General features: G+C 62.1%; 15 protein-coding genes. 8 read left to right on the top strand and 7 right to left on the bottom strand.

The annotated features are described in order from the left end of the window. Positions 1-52: 52 nt before the first annotated feature. Both J3P90_RS13575 and J3P90_RS13570 read right to left on the bottom strand, forming a co-directional pair. Entirely contained in the window at positions 53-2293 is a 2241-nt protein-coding gene (locus J3P90_RS13575) for a molybdopterin cofactor-binding domain-containing protein (RefSeq protein ID WP_434674861.1), read from the bottom strand. 14 nt (positions 2294-2307) lie between these two features. After that, positions 2308-2781, bottom strand: a complete 474-nt coding sequence (locus tag J3P90_RS13570) for a (2Fe-2S)-binding protein (protein ID WP_420763984.1) — start codon at positions 2779-2781, stop codon at positions 2308-2310. 260 nt (positions 2782-3041) lie between these two features. On the opposite strand from J3P90_RS13570, the gene J3P90_RS13565 reads away from it, so the two are divergent. Continuing rightward, positions 3042-3971, top strand: a complete 930-nt coding sequence (locus J3P90_RS13565) for an MBL fold metallo-hydrolase (RefSeq protein ID WP_434611400.1) — start codon at positions 3042-3044, stop codon at positions 3969-3971. A gap of 113 nt (positions 3972-4084) precedes the next feature. Here the strand turns inward: J3P90_RS13565 and J3P90_RS13560 are convergent, their stop codons facing one another. From J3P90_RS13560 to J3P90_RS13545, 4 genes are read right to left on the bottom strand one after another with little or no spacing between them, the layout of a single operon-like run. Continuing rightward, on the bottom strand, positions 4085-4243 hold the full coding sequence (locus tag J3P90_RS13560) for a hypothetical protein (RefSeq protein WP_434611402.1): 159 nt from the start codon (positions 4241-4243) through the stop codon (positions 4085-4087). After that, positions 4240-5649: a sensor histidine kinase gene (locus tag J3P90_RS13555; protein ID WP_434674860.1), complete on the bottom strand. Its 1410-nt coding sequence runs from the start codon at positions 5647-5649 to the stop codon at positions 4240-4242. The genes J3P90_RS13560 and J3P90_RS13555 overlap by 4 nt, the downstream gene beginning before the upstream one ends. Beyond that, positions 5618-6304 carry a response regulator transcription factor gene (locus tag J3P90_RS13550; RefSeq protein ID WP_434564026.1) on the bottom strand — a complete coding sequence of 229 codons (687 nt, stop codon included), beginning with the start codon at positions 6302-6304 and terminating at the stop codon, positions 5618-5620. The genes J3P90_RS13555 and J3P90_RS13550 overlap by 32 nt, the downstream gene beginning before the upstream one ends. Further along, positions 6304-7107 carry a MipA/OmpV family protein gene (locus J3P90_RS13545; protein ID WP_434564027.1) on the bottom strand — a complete coding sequence of 268 codons (804 nt, stop codon included), beginning with the start codon at positions 7105-7107 and terminating at the stop codon, positions 6304-6306. The genes J3P90_RS13550 and J3P90_RS13545 overlap by 1 nt, the downstream gene beginning before the upstream one ends. Before the next feature lie 210 nt (positions 7108-7317). On the opposite strand from J3P90_RS13545, the gene J3P90_RS13540 reads away from it, so the two are divergent. Together J3P90_RS13540 and J3P90_RS13535 are read left to right on the top strand one after the other, a co-directional pair. Further along, positions 7318-8457 carry an efflux RND transporter periplasmic adaptor subunit gene (locus tag J3P90_RS13540; protein WP_434674859.1) on the top strand — a complete coding sequence of 380 codons (1140 nt, stop codon included), beginning with the start codon at positions 7318-7320 and terminating at the stop codon, positions 8455-8457. After that, on the top strand, positions 8454-11558 hold the full coding sequence (locus J3P90_RS13535) for an efflux RND transporter permease subunit (RefSeq protein ID WP_434674858.1): 3105 nt from the start codon (positions 8454-8456) through the stop codon (positions 11556-11558). Before J3P90_RS13540 ends, J3P90_RS13535 begins: the two co-directional genes overlap by 4 nt. 138 nt (positions 11559-11696) lie before the next feature. Here J3P90_RS13535 and J3P90_RS13530 read toward each other — a convergent pair whose 3' ends face one another. Further along, the gene (locus tag J3P90_RS13530) at positions 11697-12587 is read right to left on the bottom strand and encodes a LysR family transcriptional regulator (RefSeq protein WP_039588554.1); all 891 of its coding nucleotides are present in this window, start codon (positions 12585-12587) and stop codon (positions 11697-11699) included. 158 nt (positions 12588-12745) lie between these two features. Between J3P90_RS13530 and J3P90_RS13525 the strand changes: the two genes are divergently transcribed. The 5 genes from J3P90_RS13525 (at position 12746) to J3P90_RS13505 (ending at position 18726) form a co-directional block, all read left to right on the top strand. Next, on the top strand, positions 12746-13828 hold the full coding sequence (locus J3P90_RS13525) for a 4-oxalomesaconate tautomerase (protein WP_434674857.1): 1083 nt from the start codon (positions 12746-12748) through the stop codon (positions 13826-13828). A 55-nt stretch (positions 13829-13883) separates the two neighbouring features. Next, a complete protein-coding gene (locus J3P90_RS13520; protein ID WP_420763976.1) occupies positions 13884-15188 on the top strand; it encodes a CitMHS family transporter in 1305 nt (434 codons plus the stop codon). A gap of 91 nt (positions 15189-15279) precedes the next feature. Next, positions 15280-16533, top strand: a complete 1254-nt coding sequence (locus J3P90_RS13515) for an OprD family porin (RefSeq protein ID WP_434674856.1) — start codon at positions 15280-15282, stop codon at positions 16531-16533. Positions 16534-16648: 115 nt separating this feature from the next. Then, the gene (locus tag J3P90_RS13510) at positions 16649-17353 is read left to right on the top strand and encodes a heavy metal response regulator transcription factor (RefSeq protein ID WP_420763975.1); all 705 of its coding nucleotides are present in this window, start codon (positions 16649-16651) and stop codon (positions 17351-17353) included. Further along, the gene (locus J3P90_RS13505; RefSeq protein WP_420763974.1) at positions 17353-18726 is read left to right on the top strand and encodes a heavy metal sensor histidine kinase; all 1374 of its coding nucleotides are present in this window, start codon (positions 17353-17355) and stop codon (positions 18724-18726) included. Before J3P90_RS13510 ends, J3P90_RS13505 begins: the two co-directional genes overlap by 1 nt. The last annotated feature ends 447 nt before the right edge of the window (positions 18727-19173 follow it).

The following is a 19173-nucleotide window of genomic DNA, read 5'->3' as shown; positions in this document are numbered from 1 at the left end:
GGCTGTGGCGAGGGGATAAAACCCCTCGCCAAGGTTTGGCGTTCGCTCCCAATCAAGCCAGGCTGAACGGCAACTGCCGCAGGGGTTTGCCCGTCAGGCTGGCAATGGCATTGGCAAACGCCGGGGCCAAGGCGGGCAGGCCGGGTTCGCCCATGCCGGTCGGTGGCTCAGCGCTCGGGACGATGTGGACGGCAATTTGCGGCATGTCGGTGATACGCGGCACGCTGAAGTCGGCAAAGTTGCTTTGTTGCACGACACCGTCCTTCAAAGTCACGGCGCCACCAGGCAGGCACATCGACAGGCCCATCAGCGCAGCGCCTTGGACCTGGGCTTCGATGCTGCGTGGGTTGACCGCCAGATTGCAGTGCACGCCCGCCGTGACGTTATGGAGCACGGGACGGCCATCCTGCACCGAGGCTTCGACCACGTAGGCCACCACCGAGCTGAACGACTCGTGCACCGCCACGCCCCAGGCTTGACCGGCGGGTAACTGGCGCTTGCCGTATCCGCTGCGGTCGACCGCCAACTGTAGCGCGTCGCGATGACGCGGGTTCTGGTCGCCAAACAGCTTCATGCGGTACGCCACCGGGTCCTGCTTGGTCGTGCGGGCGATGTCGTCGAGCAGCGTCTCCATTACGAAGGCGGTGTGGGTCGAGCCGACGCTGCGCCACCACAGTACGGGCACATTGAGCTTGGGATGATGCACCGTCAATCGCATCGGCAGCGGATACGGATCGCGCAGGCCTTCGGTGGCGGTGGGGTCGATGCCGTTTTTCATCTGCCCGGCGAACAAGGTGCCGGTCAAGATGGATTGCCCCACCAGCGCGTGGTCCCAGGCCAACACGTTGCCGCTGTCGTCAAAGCCGATCCGCGCGCGGTGAAGGTGCATGGGGCGGTAGTAGCCGCCCTTGATGTCGTCTTCACGGCTCCAAAGGGTGCGGATGGGGGCATCGAGCCCGGCGGCGCGGGCCGCCTTGGCCACTTCGCAAGCCTGTACGACGAAATCATTGGTGGGCACGCCGCGCCGGCCGAAGCCACCGCCCGCCGTCTGCACATTCACCTGGACCTGCTCGGGCTTGAGATTGAGCACCTTGGCCGCTGCCGCGCCGTCGCCCCCGGGAAACTGCGTACCCACCCACAACTGCGCACGGCCCTCGGACAACTGGACGGTGCAGTTCAGCGGCTCCATGGGCGCATGGGCCAGATAAGGAAATACGAACTCGGCTTCCAGTTGATGGGGCGCCGACGCCAGGGGCTTCATGTCGGCATCGAAGTGGAGCGGTCCGGATTGGCCGGCCAGTTCGCGGTACTGGGCCAGTTGTTTTTCCGTGTCGACTTTTTCGACCTTGGCAACGTCCCATTCGACCTTCAGCGCATCACGCGCCAGCTTGGCCTGCCAGTAGCCGTCGGCGATCACCGCGACGCCTTCGGCACCGCCGTCCAACGGCACGCGCAGCACGGCTTTTACACCTTTGGTCGCGCGTGCGGCGCTGTCGTCCAGGGAGGCGATGCGGGCGCCGAATACCGGTGGATGGGCGACCACGGCGGTCAGTTGCCCCGGCAGATGCACGTCGATGCCGAAATCCTGTTGGCCGCTGCTCTTGGCCTTGGCGTCGAGGCGGGTGGTGGCCTGGCCGATGAGGCGGAAGTCCTTGGGGTCCTTGAGCGTGACCTTCTCCGGCACGGGCATCGCCATGGCGGCTTCGGCCAACTCACCGTAGGTGGCCTTGCGACCGCCAGGGCCAAGCACCGCGCCGTTTTGCGTGGTCAGGCTGGAGGCGTCGACATTCCAGCGCGCCGCTGCGGCGGCCAGCAGCATCGAACGGGCCCGGGCGCCCAGTTCGCGGTATTGGGTGTAGCTGTTTTTGATCGAATTGGAGCCGCCGGTAAGGTGAATGCCAAAGGCCGGATCCATGTACGCCGCGTCGTTGCTGCCGTTGCGCGTGCGCACCAGGCTCCAGTCGGCGTCGAGCTCTTCGGCGAGGATCATCGGCAGGCCGGTCTGCACGCCCTGGCCGAACTCAAGGCGATTGATGGTCACCGTCACCTCGCCGTTAGGCGCGATCTGGACGAAGGCAGAGGGTTGCTGGGTCGGCTTGAGTGGGCCTTCGCCCGCGCCGTTGGCCTGTTCGGCCAGGGCCAGGTGAGGAAAAGCCCCCAAGGCCAGGCCGCCGATGCCGACGATCTTGAGGAAGCTGCGGCGGGGCAGGGTCGCGGGACCGTCCGCGTCATCGCGTTCGAGCAAGTGCTGCAAGGCTCGCGGAAGTTCGGTTGGAAAAATCTCGTTCAGCATGGCGCAACTCCCTGTCAGGCGAGGGCTTTGGCGGCGTCGGCCACCGCGGCGCGGATTCGTGCGTAGGTGCCGCAGCGGCAGATATTGCCGGCCATGGCCGAGTCGATCTCGGCCGGTGTCGGCTGCTTGCCCTTGGGCTGGGCCTTGAGAAACGCGGTCGCGCTCATGATCTGCCCGCTCTGGCAGTAGCCGCACTGCGCCACGTCATGCTTGACCCAGGCTTCGTGCACCGCGGTGCCTACCGGGTCGCTGCCGTCGGTGGCCGCCTCGATGGTCGTGATCTTCCTGCCGACCGCCGCGGCTATCGGCGTCACGCAGGAGCGAATGGCCTGGCCATCCAGATGAACGGTGCAGGCGCCGCACAAGGCCGCACCGCAGCCGAACTTGGTGCCGGTCATGCCCAGCGTGTCGCGCAGGGCCCAGAGAATAGGGGTGCCAGGGTCTACGTCAACCGTGTGCTCACGGCCATTGATATTGAGGGCGCTCATAGTCGGACCAGCTCCAGATGGTTGGGCACCGATTACTATAGAAAGCATTGGGCGCGATAGCTTGCACGATCCGGTCCGATGATTGCCCAATCTTGCAAATCACCCAGCCGTTCGTTTGAAACGACCACGCCAAGATGTGGGCACGGCATACCCGCGTATGATATCGGGCGCGCCATACCGCGATGCACACTCATCCTCCAGGTGATCCGTTGTTCTACCAATGGATACGGATTCGCCTCATCCAGCACAGGAGAGCGATCATGACGATGCATCTGCAAGACACGCCGCAAAAAACCATCCAGGGAGTATCCGCGACCGAGGAACTGGTTCCGTCGCGCTACGCACTCAAGGTCGGCGACATCGATGTACTGGTGGTGAGCGACGGCGTGCTGCCGCTGCCGACCTCGACCATGTCCACCAATGCCGACCCCGCCGCACGTGCTGCCTGGTTCAAGGACATGTTCCTTGGCCCGGACGCGTTCGATTGGGCGTTGAACGTGCTGGTGGTGCGCAGCGGCGAGCAAACCCTGCTGGTCGACGCGGGGCTGGGCGGGCAGTTCCCCGGCTTCCCACGTGCAGGGCTGTTTCCAAAGCGGCTGGAGGCGGCCGGCATCGAGCTTTCCTCCATTACCGACGTGGTCATCACCCACATGCATATGGATCACATAGGCGGCCTGCTCGTCGACGAGGTACGGACCCGCCTGAGCCCGGACGTGCGGATCCATGTTTGCCAAACCGAGGTCGATTTCTGGGCGGAGCCTGACTTCTCCCGCACCGTCATGCCCGCGCCGATACCGGACGTGCTGCACACGACCGCGCGGCAGTTCATGGAGGCATACCACGACAAACTGCACACCTTCGAGCAGGAGCATGAAGTGGCGCCGGGTGTCGTGGTCAAACGCACCGGCGGGCATACCCCGGGGCACAGTGTGGTGCATGTGACGTCTGGCCGCGAAAAGCTCACGTTTGCCGGCGACGCCTTGTTCCCGGTGGCTTTCGACCATCCCGATTGGCAAAACGGCTTCGAGCATGACCCTGAAGAAGCGGTGCGCGTTCGCGTACGGTTGATGCAAGAGGCCGCGGCAAGCGGGGAGCTGTTCGTGGCGACCCACCTTTCGTTTCCTTCCGTGGGCCGTGTGGCGGTGGATGGCGACGCGTTTCGTTGGGTGGCGGGGTCCTGGGATTATTGAGTGCTGGCTGGGCTTGGATGTCAGTTCGGGCCCAGCGTAACGAACCAAGTCGCGACGTTGTCACTTCGAACTCAGTTGCACCGGCGTCGTCTCGATCAGCCCTCGCGAGCGGATCATCGACTTGGTTTGCTCGACGTAAAGCTTGAAATGTCGATCTCAAGTTGCGCGATACGGACCACGACCGTGGAAGGGAAGCTTTGCGCCGATGCCCAGCCACCAGCAAAGAGACCCGGTACTAACGCGCATGCGAAAAACAGGCGATGGATTTTCATGAACTCTCCTGACTGCTATTTATACTCGGTGAATCGGTGACAGGCGGGGACAAACAAAACGCCAATCCCGGTTGCGCCCTGTGCGCAACCAGTGTCCACCCGTGTGCGCGAGCGATCTCCTGGCAGATGGTCAGCCCCAGTCCCGCGCCGTGATCGCGCCGATGGGCGCCGCGCCAGAAACGAGTGAATATGTAGGGCAGTTGCGCTTGCTCCACGCCGGGGCCCCAGTCGCGCACGGTTAACTTGTCGGCGGTACATTGCACCCGCACCTGCGTGCCTTCAGGCGCGTGCTGGATGGCGTTTTCCAGCAGGTTTTTCAGCAGCGTGAACAGGGCGCTGCGGTCGGCCTGCCAAGGCGTTTGCGTGGCCGTATGCCCTGTCAGGACGATGCCGACCCGCGCGGCGTCGGCCATGCGTTGCAGGTAGTCTGCGGCTTGCTGCACCACTTCCCCGACGTTCACGGCGGCAAAGCTGTAGTTGTGGGCCTCGCTGGTCTCGGCCAGCAGCAGTAATTGTTGAACCTGGCGTGTCATGTGCTCGACGTCATTGAGCAGCGAGTCGCGGGTCTTGTCTGGAGCCATCAATTCGATTTGCGCGCGGATCAGCGCCAGTGGCGTCTTCAGTTCATGGGCCGCGGTCGCGAGGAACTCCTGCTGCACACGGTATCCCTGTTCCAGGCGTTCAAGGGCGCTGTTGAAGCTGCTGACCAGTGGCGCGACTTCCGACGGCACGGTTTTGCTGTCCAGGCGTGAATGCAAGGATCGAGGGGAAATGGCCGCCGCTGATTCCGAGACTTCGCGCAGTGGCTTGAGCGCATACCCCAGCGTGAAATAGGCGCAAGCGCCGAAGACAAAAAGCAGCACCAGGCTGAACAGGACGATACCGGCCCCCATGAAAGGCCAGGCGAAACCCTGATGAAGCAGTTCCATCAGTCGTTCGCTGACGGCGAATTGCAGATACCAGATCGTGCCGTCGCGCTCCACCGGGGCGGTGGCGGCGTACATCAGCATGCCCTCACGCTCGAACTTGAAGCGCCCTTGGTCCGAAGGCGGTGATTTGGCGACCGGCGACCAGAATGCCTCGTCGGTGGAGGCCAGGACGACGTTTGCCTGCGAGTCCAGCACGCGATAGCCGATTTCCACCCCCAGGCTCTTGAAGGTCCAGACGCGATCACCTTCGCTGTCATCGAAGCCGGTAGGATGGCCCGCCGCGTCGAACATCAGCTTGCCGGCGAGTTCATGGGTGCGTTCGGCGACGTCGGTGGTCAGGAGGATATCGCTCCTGGACGTAATGAGCGCGACAGCGCCCAGCGCAATCAGCAAGATACTCAAGCCCACGCCGGCGACGTAGGCGAGCAGGACCTTGAAACTGATGCTATTGCGCCAGGTCGTCTTGACGAAGGGCATAGCCCAGGCCTCTTAAGTTGACTATCCGTTGGTGGGAGCCGATCGCCAAAAGCTTGCGGCGAATACGATGCAAGGCCACGTCGAGGGCGTTTGGCGTCACGGCTTCGCTCAAGCCCCACGCAGCCGCCTCGATGGCGCTGCGACGGACGATTTCACCGGGCTTGCGCAGTAACAACAACATGATCTGCATTTCCGCCGGCGCCAGTGGAACGCTGCCTTTGACGCTGCACATGACCCCTGCGTCGGGTTGCACGCTGAGGTCGCCGTGTGACGGCGCCAAGGGGCGGCGCTCCACGGGGCGGCGCAACAAGGCCCGCACGCGTGCGACCATTTCGTCCATGGCGAATGGCTTGGGCAGGTAGTCATCGGCCCCGGCGTCCAGGCCTTCGATCCGGTCATGCAGCGCGTCGCGGGCCGTCAGCACCAGGCAGGGCACGCCCAACCCGGCGTTGCGCAAGCGTTCGAGCAGTAGCAGCCCATCGCCATCCGGCAAACCCCGGTCGAGAATCAACGCCTGGTAGGGCACCTGTTGGATGGCCGCCCATGCCGCATCGATGCGGCTGATGACGTCGACGGCGATGCCTGCGCTCGACAAACCCTTGCACACCAGTTGCGCCAGACGCTCATGGTCTTCGACCAGCAGTATGCGACTCATCAGAAACGGTACAGGTAGCCGAACAGCGCGCTGTTTTCCGTAGATCGATCTACCAGCGGGCTGTCCTTGATTTCATCGGACAGGCTCGTGGCCTTGAGGTCCAGAAACACGGAGTGATGATCATCGAACATATAGTTTCCACGTAAGCCGATTTCGGTGTTCATGCCGGACTTGCCATCATAGGCTGCCCGATCGGCGCGAGCTTCATTTTCCCGGACGCCGAAGTAGTAGTCGACGTAGTTGTCGTCCTGCCAGATGGCGGCCAGCCGTGGCGTGAGCCTGATGTGCTCGCCGAAATTCCACGACCGTTCCAGGCCCAGGGTGAAGCGCTGGCCCTTGCTGTTGCTCGAAACGTCGCCCAACCACTCGGCGCTGACATCGGCCAGGTCGTTGCGCCACTGCACCTTGCCCCCCGCCCAAAAGCCGCCCTTGCGGTCGCTCATTCCGTCCAGGATGCGGGCGTCATCGTCATCATAGCCACTGAAATCGTACTCACCGACGAGGCTGAATTCGAGTTGCTGGGTGTCGCTGATGTCCAGGCTCGGCAATTTGATCTCGGCGGTTGGGCCAAAGACGCGCACATATTCGTTTTCAAAATAGATCAGCGGCAGGACCTCGCTGTCACGGTCGATGCCTTTGTAGGGCTGTTGGCTGCTGGCTGCACCCACGCCGAGGCCCCAAGCGGAGCCTTCAGACTCGTCGGCACTGGCCGCGATCGGTGAGCACACGCCCAGCACAAGCGCGGAGCTGGCGATGGTCAGCCGGATCGCAAGGTAAGGTTTCGATAAGGTCAAGGCGCGCATGGAAGTCTCCGGATCGGTGGGATGAATGCATGCCTATCGTTGAGAACTTCTTCTTACTGAACACTTACGGTTCGGCATGGCTAACCGCCTTTTGCCGGTAAGTGTTGCGAAAGACTGCCTGTCGCATAGTGACCGTCTCGAGCAATCGCGCCATGTGGATGTATCGGCACCCGCGAGCGATGCGAACCCTGCGCAGGAATCCGATCCCCCATGAAAAGAAAAACCCTCCACGTCGTTCTGTTTGTCGCGACCATCGCCTGCACCGTTGCATTGGTGATGATGGGCCTGTCGCCGGACCCGCGACCGCCCGGTCCTGAACATCACCCCAAACCGGCACTGACCGTGGCCGTCACCCGGCTTGAATCGGCCATGCTGCCGGTTCGCATCCAGGCCAATGGCAACATCATGGCGTGGCAGGAAGCGAGCGTCGGCACCGAGGCCGATGGCTTGCGGTTGGCCGAGGTCATGGTGAACGTTGGCGATGTGGTGCGGCGTGGCCAGGTGCTCGCAACGTTCAGCTCCGATACGGTGGCCGCCGAACTCGCGCAACGTCGCGCGGCCACCGCCGAAGCACACTCGGCCCTGGCCGAAGCCCGGGCCATCGCGCGGCGTGCCCGGCAGTTGCAGTCGAGCGGGGCGCTCTCGCAGCAGCAGGTCCATCAACATGTGACAGCCGAACGCACGGCGCAGGCAAGGCTTGAGGCGGGCGAGGCCGCCGAACGATTGCAGCACCTGCGCCTGGCCCAGACCCGCGTCCTGGCGCCCGACAACGGAGTGATATCGGCGCGCAGTGCCACGGTGGGCGCCGTATTACCCGCCGGCCAGGAGCTGTTTCGCCTGATCCGCGAGAGCCGGCTCGAATGGCGCGCCGAGGTCGCGGCAGCGGATCTCGCGAAATTCCATCCCGGCCAGCTTGCGCGTGTGGTGCCGGTCAACGGCGCGGCGATCGAGGGCAGGGTGCGCAGGGTTGCGCCCACGGTGGACATGCAGACCCGCAATGGCCTGGTGTATGTCGACCTGCCCGCCGACACGGCGGCGCGTGCCGGGATGTTTGCCCGTGGCGAGTTCGACGTCGGGGCCGAGCGGATGGCGACGCTGCCGCAAACTGCCGTGCTGCAGCACGACGGCTTCAGTTACGTCTCGCAGGTCGGCGCGGCGTTCCAAGTGACCCAGGCCAAGGTGACAGTAGGGCGCCGCGTCGGCGATCGAATCGAGATCACCGCTGGCATCGACAGCACCGCCGCCGTGATCGAAGCCGGAGGCGGTTTTCTCGCTGAAGGTGACCTTGTCCGCGTCGTCCAGGGGCGCACCCAACCGATACACAATCTCACCAGCGGGAGCGCGCAATGAGCCTTAACGTGTCGTCCTGGTCGATCCGCAACCCGACGCCTTCGGTGCTGTTGTTCATCCTGCTGACATTTGCCGGCGCGATGGCCTTCTGGAAGATGAAGGTGCAGAACTTTCCCGACATCGACCTGCCCATGGTCGCTATCTCAGCCGAGCTGCCGGGTGCTTCGCCGGTCCAGCTGGAAAACGATGTGGCCCGCAAGATCGAGGATTCTCTCGCCACCGTGCAGGGCGTCAAGCATATCCAGAGCACCTTGACCGACGGCAACGCCGATATCACGGTTGAGTTCCGCCTCGGCAAACCCACCCAGGAAGCGCTCGATGACGTTCGTGATGCGGTTTCCAGGGTTCGGGCAGACCTGCCCGCCGACCTGCGCGACCCGGTGATCAGCAAGATCGAGGTTGCTGGCACGCCGATCCTGACCTATACGGTGTCGGCCGCGGGCCTGGACGAAGAGGCGCTGTCATGGTTCGTCGACAACACCCTCAGCAAGGCCTTGCTGGCTGTCCCTGGCGTGGGCGCAGTCGAGCGTGTCGGTGGGGTGACGAGGGAAATCCGCATCGATCTGGACCCGGCACGCCTGTTGGCCTTGAATACCACGGCGCTGGATATTTCCCGTCAACTTCGCCAGATCCAGCAAGAGGCCTCCGGCGGGCGCGTGGATCTGGGTGGCATCGAGCAAACGGTGCGTACGCTTGCCACGGTACGGTCGGCCAATGAAGTCGCGATGCTGGACGTGACCTTGAGTGACGGCAGGCGAGTGCGGCTCGACCAGGTCGCGACGGTATCCGATACCGTTGGCGAGCGACGTTCGGCGGCGCTGCTGGACGGCGAGCCGGTGGTCGCGTTCGAAATCGTACGGGCAAAAGGGGCCGGGGAAATCGAGGTCGATGAAGGTGTACGCGCCGCCCTTGAGCGGCTCAAGAACCGACATCCTGGAATCACGTTCAACCAGGCGTTCAGTTTCGTCGAGCCGGTGATCGAAAATTACCAGGGTTCCCTGCACCTGCTCTACGAGGGCGCGGCACTGGCGGTGCTGGTGGTGTTCCTGTTCTTGCCGGATTGGCGAGCGACCTTCGTCTCGGCTGTCGCGCTGCCGCTGTCGGCGATACCGACATTCGCGGTGATGCACTGGATGGGGTTCACGATCAACACCGTTACGCTGCTGTCGCTGTCGCTGGTGGTCGGTGTGCTGGTGGACGACGCCATCGTCGAAGTGGAAAACATCGGGCGTCACTTGCAGATGGGCAAGAAACCCTACCAGGCGGCCATGGATGCCTCTGAGGAGATCGGCCTGGCGGTGGTCGCCACGGCGTTTACGTTGATTGCGGTGTTTCTGCCCACCGCGTTCATGAGCGGCACGGTCGGCAAGTTTTTCGTCCAGTTCGGCTGGACGGCGGCCACGGCGGTATTTTTCTCTCTCGTTGTCGCGCGCCTGCTGACGCCCATGATGGCGGCCTACCTGATGCGCGCCCCGAAAAAACCCGAGCCCAGGGTGGCCGGATGGGTGACGCACTACTTGTCCTGGGCCCGCTGGTGCCTGCGTCATCGAGCCGTGACCGCTGTTGGCGCAGCGATTTTTTTTGTCGGCGGGTTGATGCTCGCGGCAGCGTTGCCTGGCACCTTCATGCCGCCCGATGACGACTGGCAAACCCAGGTCACCCTCACGCTTGCGCCCGGTAGCAGACTGGGCGACACCCTGGTGCTGGCCGAGCAGGCGCGGGGGATAGTCCGGCACAACCCCCAGGTGAAAAAGGTCTACACCGCCGTCGGGGACGGCAATGCCGGCACGGACCCTATAGGAGCGGGCGGCAACGTCAAAAATGTCCGCACGGCGGTGCTGACACTTAACCTGACGCACCGCAACGATCGACCCGGACTGAGTAAGCAACAGATCGAGAAACAATTGCGCGAAGCCCTCGCGATACTGCCCGCAACGCGGGTGAAGGTGGGCATGGGCGAGTCGGAGAACTACGTGCTGGTGCTTGCCGGCGAAGACGGCGCCTTGCTCACCCGGCATGCGCAGCTGGTGGAGCGCGAACTGCGCGGCGTGCCTGGCGTGGGCGCGGTGATTTCGACCGCGAGCCTGAAACGCCCCGAACTGCTGGTGCGACCCGATTTCGCCAGGGCGGCCGACCTTGGCGTGACCTCCGCAGCTATCGCCGACACCCTGCGCGTCGCCACCTTGGGTGACTACGACCAGGCGCTCGCCAAACTCAATTTCAGTGAACGGCAAGTGCCTGTTGTCGTGCGCTTGACCGACGCCGCTCGTCAGGATTTCGAGACGCTCAAGCGCCTACCGGTGCCCGGCGCCCGTGGTCCGGTGCCGCTGGAAAATGTCGCGTCGCTGGAGATCGCCAGCGGCCCGGCGCAGATCGAACGTTTCGACCGCATGCGCAACGTCAACATCGAAATCGAGACAAACGGCCAGCCATTGGGCGACATTGAACAGGCAGTGCTTGCCTTGCCGAGCCTGCAAGCACTGCCGCCCGGCCTGGTGCGCACTTCGGTGGGAGATGCCGAAGCCATGGGGGAGCTTGCCTCGGGATTCGGCGTGGCGATGCTGACCGGGGTGTTGTGCATCTATATGGTCCTGGTCCTGTTACTGAAGGACTTCCTGCAACCGCTGACCGTTCTCGCCGCCCTGGTGCTCTCGGTGCCAGGCGCCTTCCTGGCGCTGTTCGTCACCGGCTCGACATTGTCGATGCCGTCGATGATTGGGCTCATCATGCTAATGGGGATTGCCACGAAGAATTCGATCCTGCTGATCGACTACATCCTCCTCGCGCGCCGAGACCACGGACTGACGCGCTCTGAAGCGATCATCGATGCCTGCGGCAAGCGTGCGCGGCCCATTGTCATGACGACAATCGCCATGGGCGCCGGCATGATGCCCATCGCACTCGGTTGGGGGGCTGACCCGAGCTTCCGCGCGCCGATGGCCATCGTGTTGATTGGCGGGCTTATCACTTCGACAGTGCTGAGCCTGCTGGTCATTCCCGTAGTGTTTTCCTTGGTGGACGACGGCGCGCAGGGAATATATGCGCGTATGCGTAACATCACGGGTAATGAAACGGTGGGGGGTCACTCCGAGCACTCATGAAGCCGACCCAAGCCCCTGTTGCGCGACAGGGACAAGGCGCTCTGAGAAACAATGCGTCAGCGTCCTGGCGCCTTGTTCTCGACCAAGCGTTGTGGTGAGCGAGTATGGCATCGATTGGCCGGTGCATAGCGTTGGCCTCTACTGTGGCCACTGCTCCAGCAGGATCGAGACGAATTTTTCCGCAGCGGGGGAAAGGGAGGCACCGCGTCGATAAACCAGACCCAGCGACCGATTCACCACCGGCTCGATCAGCGGTACGCTGACCAGCGTCGGATGATCGACCGCCGGCATCGCCAGGCTGGGCATCGCCGACACGCCGAGGCCAGCCTCGACCAAGCCCAAGGATGTGGACAGGTGCTGCACTTCGTAGAACCACTGCGGACGCCAGCTCAGGCCTGACAAGGCGTGGTCAAGCAGCATGCGGTTGCCACTCAAGCGACCGACACCGATCAGCCGATAGTCGCTGAGCTCCGACCAGGTGACCGCACTGCGGCCAGCGAGCTCATGGTCTCGTCGGCAGGCCAGCACAAAGGGCTCGTTGACCAGGGGCACGAACTCGATGTCCGGGTGCTGGCCACTCATCATGTTGATGCCGAAGTCTGCTTCGCCACGCAGTACAGCCTCCAATCCTTCGTTGGCACTGAGATCGAGCAGACGTATGCGGATCTTCGGGTAGCGTTCGTTATAAAGCCGGATCACCGAGGGCAGAAAATAGAACGCCGCCGTCGGGATGCAGGCCAAGGTGACTCGGCCGATCTGCCGCTCGGCCAATTCGCGGATATTGAGAATGGAATCGTCAAAATCATCCAACAAGCGCCGCGCCTTAGGCAGGAAATCACGCCCAACGCTGGTCAGGCTGACCTTTCGCGTCGTGCGGTCGAGCAAGGCGGTGCCTAATCCTTCCTCAAGCTTTTTCATCCGTCGGCTGAGGGCGGGCTGGGATAGGTGCAGTGCATCGGCGGCTTCATGGAAACTGCCAAGTTCGGCGATCTTAACGAAAGATCGGATGTCCTGAAGTTCATATTCCATAAATTTTTCTCGCTACCAGGTTCCAAAGAACGCCAAAATAATTCTTTTGTGAAACGCAATAATAACTCCGATATTTGCATTGGAAACACTTTTTAAACCCTGCCACTCTTGTGCACAGAGCATCAATTGTCCAGATTGATCAACAAGAGTTAGTGGTCATGCAACGAATTCCTTGTGTACTCATGCGCGGCGGCACTTCCAAAGGTCCGGTTTTTCTCGCCTGGGATTTGCCGGCAACGATTCCCGAACGTGACGAGTTGCTGCTCAACCTGATGGGTTCTGGCCATGAGCTGGAGATCGACGGCATCGGGGGTGGTAGTCCGCAAACCAGCAAGGTGGCGATCGTCAGCCCATCGCTGCACCCTGAAGCCGACGTGGATTACCTGTTTGTCCAGGTCATGGTTTCCCAGCGCCGGGTCGACACTGCACCCAACTGCGGCAACATGCTCTGTGCCGTCGGCCCGTTCGCCATTGAGCAAGGGCTGGTCAAGGCCACAGGCGATCTGACCCGCGTGCGGATCCGCAACCTCAATACCGGAACCTTCGTCAATGCCGAGGTCCAGACACCGAAGGGCAAGGTCAGCTACGAAGGCGACACTGCCATCGACGGTGTGCCGGGCACGGCCGCTCCAGTGCAACTGACCTTTCTCGACGCAGCCGGCAGCAAGACCGGAAAACTCTTCCCCACGGGGCAATCCGTCGACTTGATCGATGGCATCCCGGTGACTTGCATCGACATGGCCATGCCGATGCTGATTGTCGAGGCCGGCCAGCTCGGCAAGCGTGGCGACGAAAGCCCCGCCGAGCTTGATGGCGATACGGCGTTCTTGCAGCGTTTGGAGTCCTTGCGTTTGAAGGCCGGCTTGGCGATGGGCCTGGGCGACGTCAGCGACAAAGTGATTCCCAAGCCAGTGCTGGTCTCGACGGCCACGTGTGGCGGGACGATCCAGGTGCGCTACTTCATGCCGCATAGCTGTCATCGCGCCTTGGCGATTACCGGTTCCATCGGGCTGGCGACGGCCTGCGTGACCGACGGCAGTGTCGCGGCCAACCTGCTTGGCGGCGTCAGCGAACCACGCCTTCAACGGGTGCGCATCGAGCACCCCAGTGGCGGTATCGATGTCGTGTTGTCCTACACCGGCGAAAAGGGTGAGACCATCCGCGCCTCGGTGGTCCGTACCGCCCGCAGGCTTTTTTCAGGTTTTGTCTACGCCACGGTTCCCCAGCGCCTGGCCGGATGACCCGGGCAGACTTTGTCATTGCATCAGCGACTCATAACAACAAGAGAACTGACTTATGCTCGCTTTACTTGGCTTGGCCATGGTGGTGGTCTTCACCTTTCTGATAATGACCAAACGGCTGTCGCCGATCGTCGCCCTGACGATCGTGCCGATAGTCTTCGCGGTGATCGGCGGCTTCGGTGGGACCACTGGCAAGATGATGCTGGATGGGCTGAAGATGGTTGCACCGTCGGCGGCACTGCTGTTGTTCGCGATTCTTTTTTTCGGTCTGATGATCGACGCGGGCCTGTTCGACCCGCTGATCCGCAAGATCCTCAAGCGGGTCAATGGCGATCCGATGAAAATCGCCGTGGGCACCGCACTGCTGTCGCTTCTCGTTGCACTGGACGGTGACGGCACGACGACCTACATGATTACCTGCGCCGCGATGCTGCCACTGTACAAGCGCATCGGCATGAATCCGATGATCCTGGCGACCGTCGCGATGCTTTCGCTGAGCATCATGAGCGGCATGACGCCTTGGGGCGGGCCGGCGACCCGGGCCATCGCGGCACTCGGCCTGGATGCCGGCGAGTACTTCGTGCCTTTGTTGCCGACTATGATCGGTGGCGCGATGTGGGTGGTGTTCACCGCGTTCCTGCTGGGTCGTGCCGAGCGCAAGCGTATCGGCAACATTCAACTACAGAGCGGAGGCGGCGATTGCTATATCAAGGCCATCCTGGAGGACACGCCGCACAAGCGTCCGAAACTGGCCTATGTCAATTTGCTGTTGGTCGTCGCAGTCATGGTCGCGCTGGTGATGGGCCTCATGCACTCGGCGATTCTGTTCCTGATCGGTTTCGTCCTGGCGCTGGTGATCAACTATCCGCAGCTGGACATCCAGAAAGAGCGCATTCTCGCCCACTCGGGTAACGCCATGACCGTGGTCCTGCTGGTGTTCGCGGCGGGTATTTTCGCCGGAATTTTCTCCGGAACAAAAATGGTCGATGCCCTGGCGCAAACGCTGGTCGACTGGATTCCGCCTTCCTGGGGCCATTTGTTCCCCCTGGTGGTGGCAATTACCAGCATGCCGCTGACGTTCGTATTGTCCAACGATGCCTATTACTTTGGGGTCGTTCCTATCCTGGCTAACGCCGCTGCCGCCTATGGGATTCACCCGGTCGAAATAGCTCGGGCGTCCATCCTCGGTCAGCCTGTGCACCTGATGAGCCCATTGGTGGCCTCGACCTTGTTGCTGGTGGGCATGGTCGATCGCGACCTGGGCGATTTCCAGAAAGCCACCATCAAATGGGCGGTGCTCACCTCAATCGTGATAACGGCGCTGGCGCTTCTGACCGGGGCGCTGACGCTGTTCTCCTGATTCACCCGACACCCTTTAGTCCTTGCCTGACGCTCCCCGCATGGGGAGTGCGCTGGCCTGCGCGCCAAATAACAACAACGAGACACTCGACATGAGTATTTACCTGATTCGCGGGGTTCTGTTTCCGATCCTTGGTCTGTTGCCGTTGACCAACGCCAGTGCAGAGGGATTCGTCGACGACAGCAAGCTCAAATTTCAGCTGCGCAATGTTTACTTCAACGAGAACTTTCGCGATGAACATGGCGTGAGTGCGCGAGCGGCGCGGACCGCCAAAAGCGAGCGCACCGAATGGGCTCAGGGCTTTCTGTTGGATTATCAGTCAGGCTACACGTCAGGCACGGTCGGTTTCGGCGTCGATGCCCTGGGCCTGCTCGGATTCAGGCTTGATTCGGGGCGCGGTCGTAGCGGCACTGGCTTGCTACCGGTCCATGACGACGGTCGTGCCGCAGAAGAGTTCGCCAGCGCGGGGATGACCGCCAAGGCCCGACTGGCAAAAACCACGTTCAAATACGGCACGCTGCTGCCCAAGAACCCAGTACTGATCTACAACGACGCGAGGCTGCTGCCCCAGACCTATCAGGGGGGGCAGGTCAGCAGCAACGACATCGACAACCTCACCCTGACGGGGGGGCGGCTGGAACGTTTCAAACTGCGCGATTCAAGCGACAGCATGCCGATCGTGCCCGACGGCTACAGTGGCAACGAGTCAGGCGACTTCATTTATGCCGGCGCCGACTACAAGCTGGGAAAGAACATTCGCTTGAGCTATTTCTATGGCGAACTGGAAAACTTCTACCGGCAGAACTTCGCCGGTGTCCAATATGACCTACAGCTCGGTCCCGGCGTGCTCACCAGCGACCTGCGCTACTTCAACAGTGCCGATTCGGGCTTGGCCCATGGCGGTAAAGTCGACAATGACATGTTCAGCGGCTCGCTGTCGTACGTTGCCCTCGGCCACACGTTCAGTGCCGGTTACCAGAAGCTCAGCGGGGAAGGGGGCTTGCCATACATCAGCGGCGCCACGGTCTATTCCTTCAGCAACGTTGGGATCGGCAAGTTCATCGAGGAAGATGAAAAGACCTGGATGCTCGGCTACGGCTACGATTTCGCTCGCCTAGGCGTGCCCGGCCTGACGTTTTCCAGCCGCTACCTCAGTGGCGCCGATGGCAAATCCAACAGCGTCGTGAACGAGTGGGAGCGCGACGCCGAAGTCGCTTACATTGTGCAGCAAGGTAAGTTGAAGGGGTTGGGTGTCAAATTGCGTAACTATGTCTATCGCTCCGACTTTTCACGGGGACGCGATAGCAACCGTGTCTACGTCACTTATGACGTCGCGCTTTGGTAGGGTCTGGGTTCGCGGGGGGGGCTTTCTGACAAGAATGTCAGCAAGCCGTCAGCCTCCGGACACCTTCTGCGTCTAGACTCTTCTGGTTGCCCCGCTTTCGTAGAGGAGTCACCAGATGCGCTTGCTGATCGTCGAGGACGAAGAAAAAACCTCCTCCTATGTCCACCGCGGCTTGAGCGAGCTCGGCTACATTGTCGATGTCGCGACGAACGGCATCGATGGCTTGCACTACGCCCTGGAGCTTGAGTACGACGTGGTCATCCTCGATGTCATGTTGCCGGGCAAGGACGGCTATGCCGTGTTGCAGGGCCTGCGCCTGCACAAGAAAACCCCGGTGATCATGTTGTCGGCCAGGGGCACGGTGGATGATCGCGTCCGGGGGTTGCGCGAGGGTGCTGACGACTACTTGGGCAAGCCCTTTTCGTTTGCCGAGCTGGTGGCGCGCGTCCAGGCGTTGATCCGCCGTCGCGCCGATGACGCGGCCGATCCCACGCATCTGCGCATCGACGACCTGGAAGTCGACCTGCAAGCTCGCAAGGTCACCCGGGCCGGTTTGCGGCTGGACCTCACGGCGAAGGAGTTCTGCCTGTTGAGCCTGCTGGCGCGACACCAGGGGGAGATTCTTTCCAAATTGATGATTGCCGAGCAGGTCTGGGACATGAATTTCGACAGCGATGCCAACGTGGTGGAGGTCGCGATCAAGCGTGTGCGCGCCAAGGTGGATGCGCCATATCCACGCAAATTGCTGCATACCGTGCGCGGAATGGGCTATGTATTGGAAAGTCGTGAAGCGGACGACAGGCACGTTGGGATGGTGTGATGAAAGGATCGATCTCCAAGCGGCTCGCCCTGATGTTTGCCCTCGCGGTCATGCTTATCACCGCGGTCAGCGCAACGCTGCTGCGCTGTTCCTTGAAGCAATCGCTCGAAGACCAGATGCAGAACGAGCTTATCCTGCGGCATTCGGTTCTCGATCCGGTGCTCGCGAAATATGATTCACCGGAATTCTGGGTGGGGCTGCGGCAAAAGCTCGACGGCCTGACACCCACCGATGAGCGCGTGCGTTACTGGGTCCTGGTCGATAACCCGGCCTACAGCTATGGCGGGGCGATGCCGGACGGCCAGGATTGGTCAAAGCGTCCGGATGGGTTTTCCACGGTCGCCATCCCTGACCGGGATCGCCCCATGGTGCTGATGATCGAAACCATCGCGGCCATGGGCAGCCGGCCGGAGGTGCGTTTTATCGTGGGGCTCGATTCGACGCCGTTCATGAAGACCCTGAATAATTTCACCAAGACGTTGATCGTAACGTCCGCGTTGGGTGTCGTGCTGGTCGCGCTGCTGGGGTATTGGATCGCGCGTTTTGGTCTGGGACCGGTCCGGCGCCTGAGCCGCCAGGCCAACAGCCTGCCGCCGGGGGATTCCAAGCAACGGCTGGACACCGAGGCGTTGCCTGGTGAGTTGCAGGAGCTGGCGGTGTCGTTCAACGGCGCCCTGGCTCGCCAGGAGGCCGCCTGGTGCCAGCTCGAAGGGTTCAATGCCAATGTCGCCCACGAATTGCGCACGCCCTTGACCAACCTGATCGGCCAGACCCAGGTCGCCCTTGCCCACGGCCGGGACGTGAATGAGCTTCAAGATCTGCTGCAATCGAACCTCGAAGAGCTGGAGCGGATGGGCACCATCGTCAATGACATGCTGTTCCTGGCGGGTGCCGAAAGCGGGCAGCGAGCCACGGAGCTGAGCGATGTCTCGCTCTATGAAGAGGCGTCCAAGACAGTGGACTACCTGGAGCCGGTCTTGCACGACAAGCAGTTGAGCGTGGTGATTCAAGGCGACATGCGGGTGTGCATCGACCGACGTCTGTTCCACCGTTCCCTGGCCAACCTGATCCAGAATGCTGCGCGATACGCGGTACCGACCAGCACGATCACGGTAAGCCTGGTCAGCCATGGCATGCAGGCCGAGGTGAGCGTGTCCAATGCTGGCGAGCCGATTGATAACGTTCATCTGCAGCGTCTGTTCGAGCGCTTCTACCGGGCCGACGCCGCCCGGGCCCGCAGTGACGCGCATCATGGCTTGGGGCTTTCCATCGTACGGGCGGTGGCCTCCATGCACGGCGGTCGCGTGTTCGCCCACAGCAAGGACGGGCTCAATACCTTCGGGTTCTCGTTGACAAGCCAGGCAGCGCGTTAGTCCGCCTTCAGTCCCCGTTGCCCGTGATACAGCCATCGCGAGCAAGCTCGCTCCCACATTGGATCTGCGGCTGACTTGAATCCCAAGGGCAACCCAACCCCCTGTGGGAGCGAGCCTGCTCGCGAAGACGCCGGCACATTCAGCATCTTCCTCAACTGAAACACCGCCATCGCGAGCAGGCTCGCTCCCACATTGGATCTGCGGGTGACTTGAATCCCGAGGGCAACACACCCCTGTGGGAGCGAGCTTGCTCGCGAAGACACCGGCACATTCAACATCTTCCTCAACTGAAGCACCGCCATCGCGAGCAGGCTCGCTCCCACACCGGATTCGCGGCTGACTTGAATCCCAAGGGCAACCCAACCCCCCCTGTGGGAGCGAGCTTGCTCGCGAAGACGCCGGCACATTCAGCATCTTCATCAACTGAAGCACCGCCATCGCGAGCAG

The organism is Pseudomonas sp. D3-10 (assembly GCF_051132175.1).
In the GTDB taxonomy this organism is placed as follows: Bacteria; Pseudomonadota; Gammaproteobacteria; order Pseudomonadales; family Pseudomonadaceae; genus Aquipseudomonas.
Note: the sequence above shows the minus strand (reverse complement) of the source record. Positions and strands in the feature narration are given on the sequence as shown.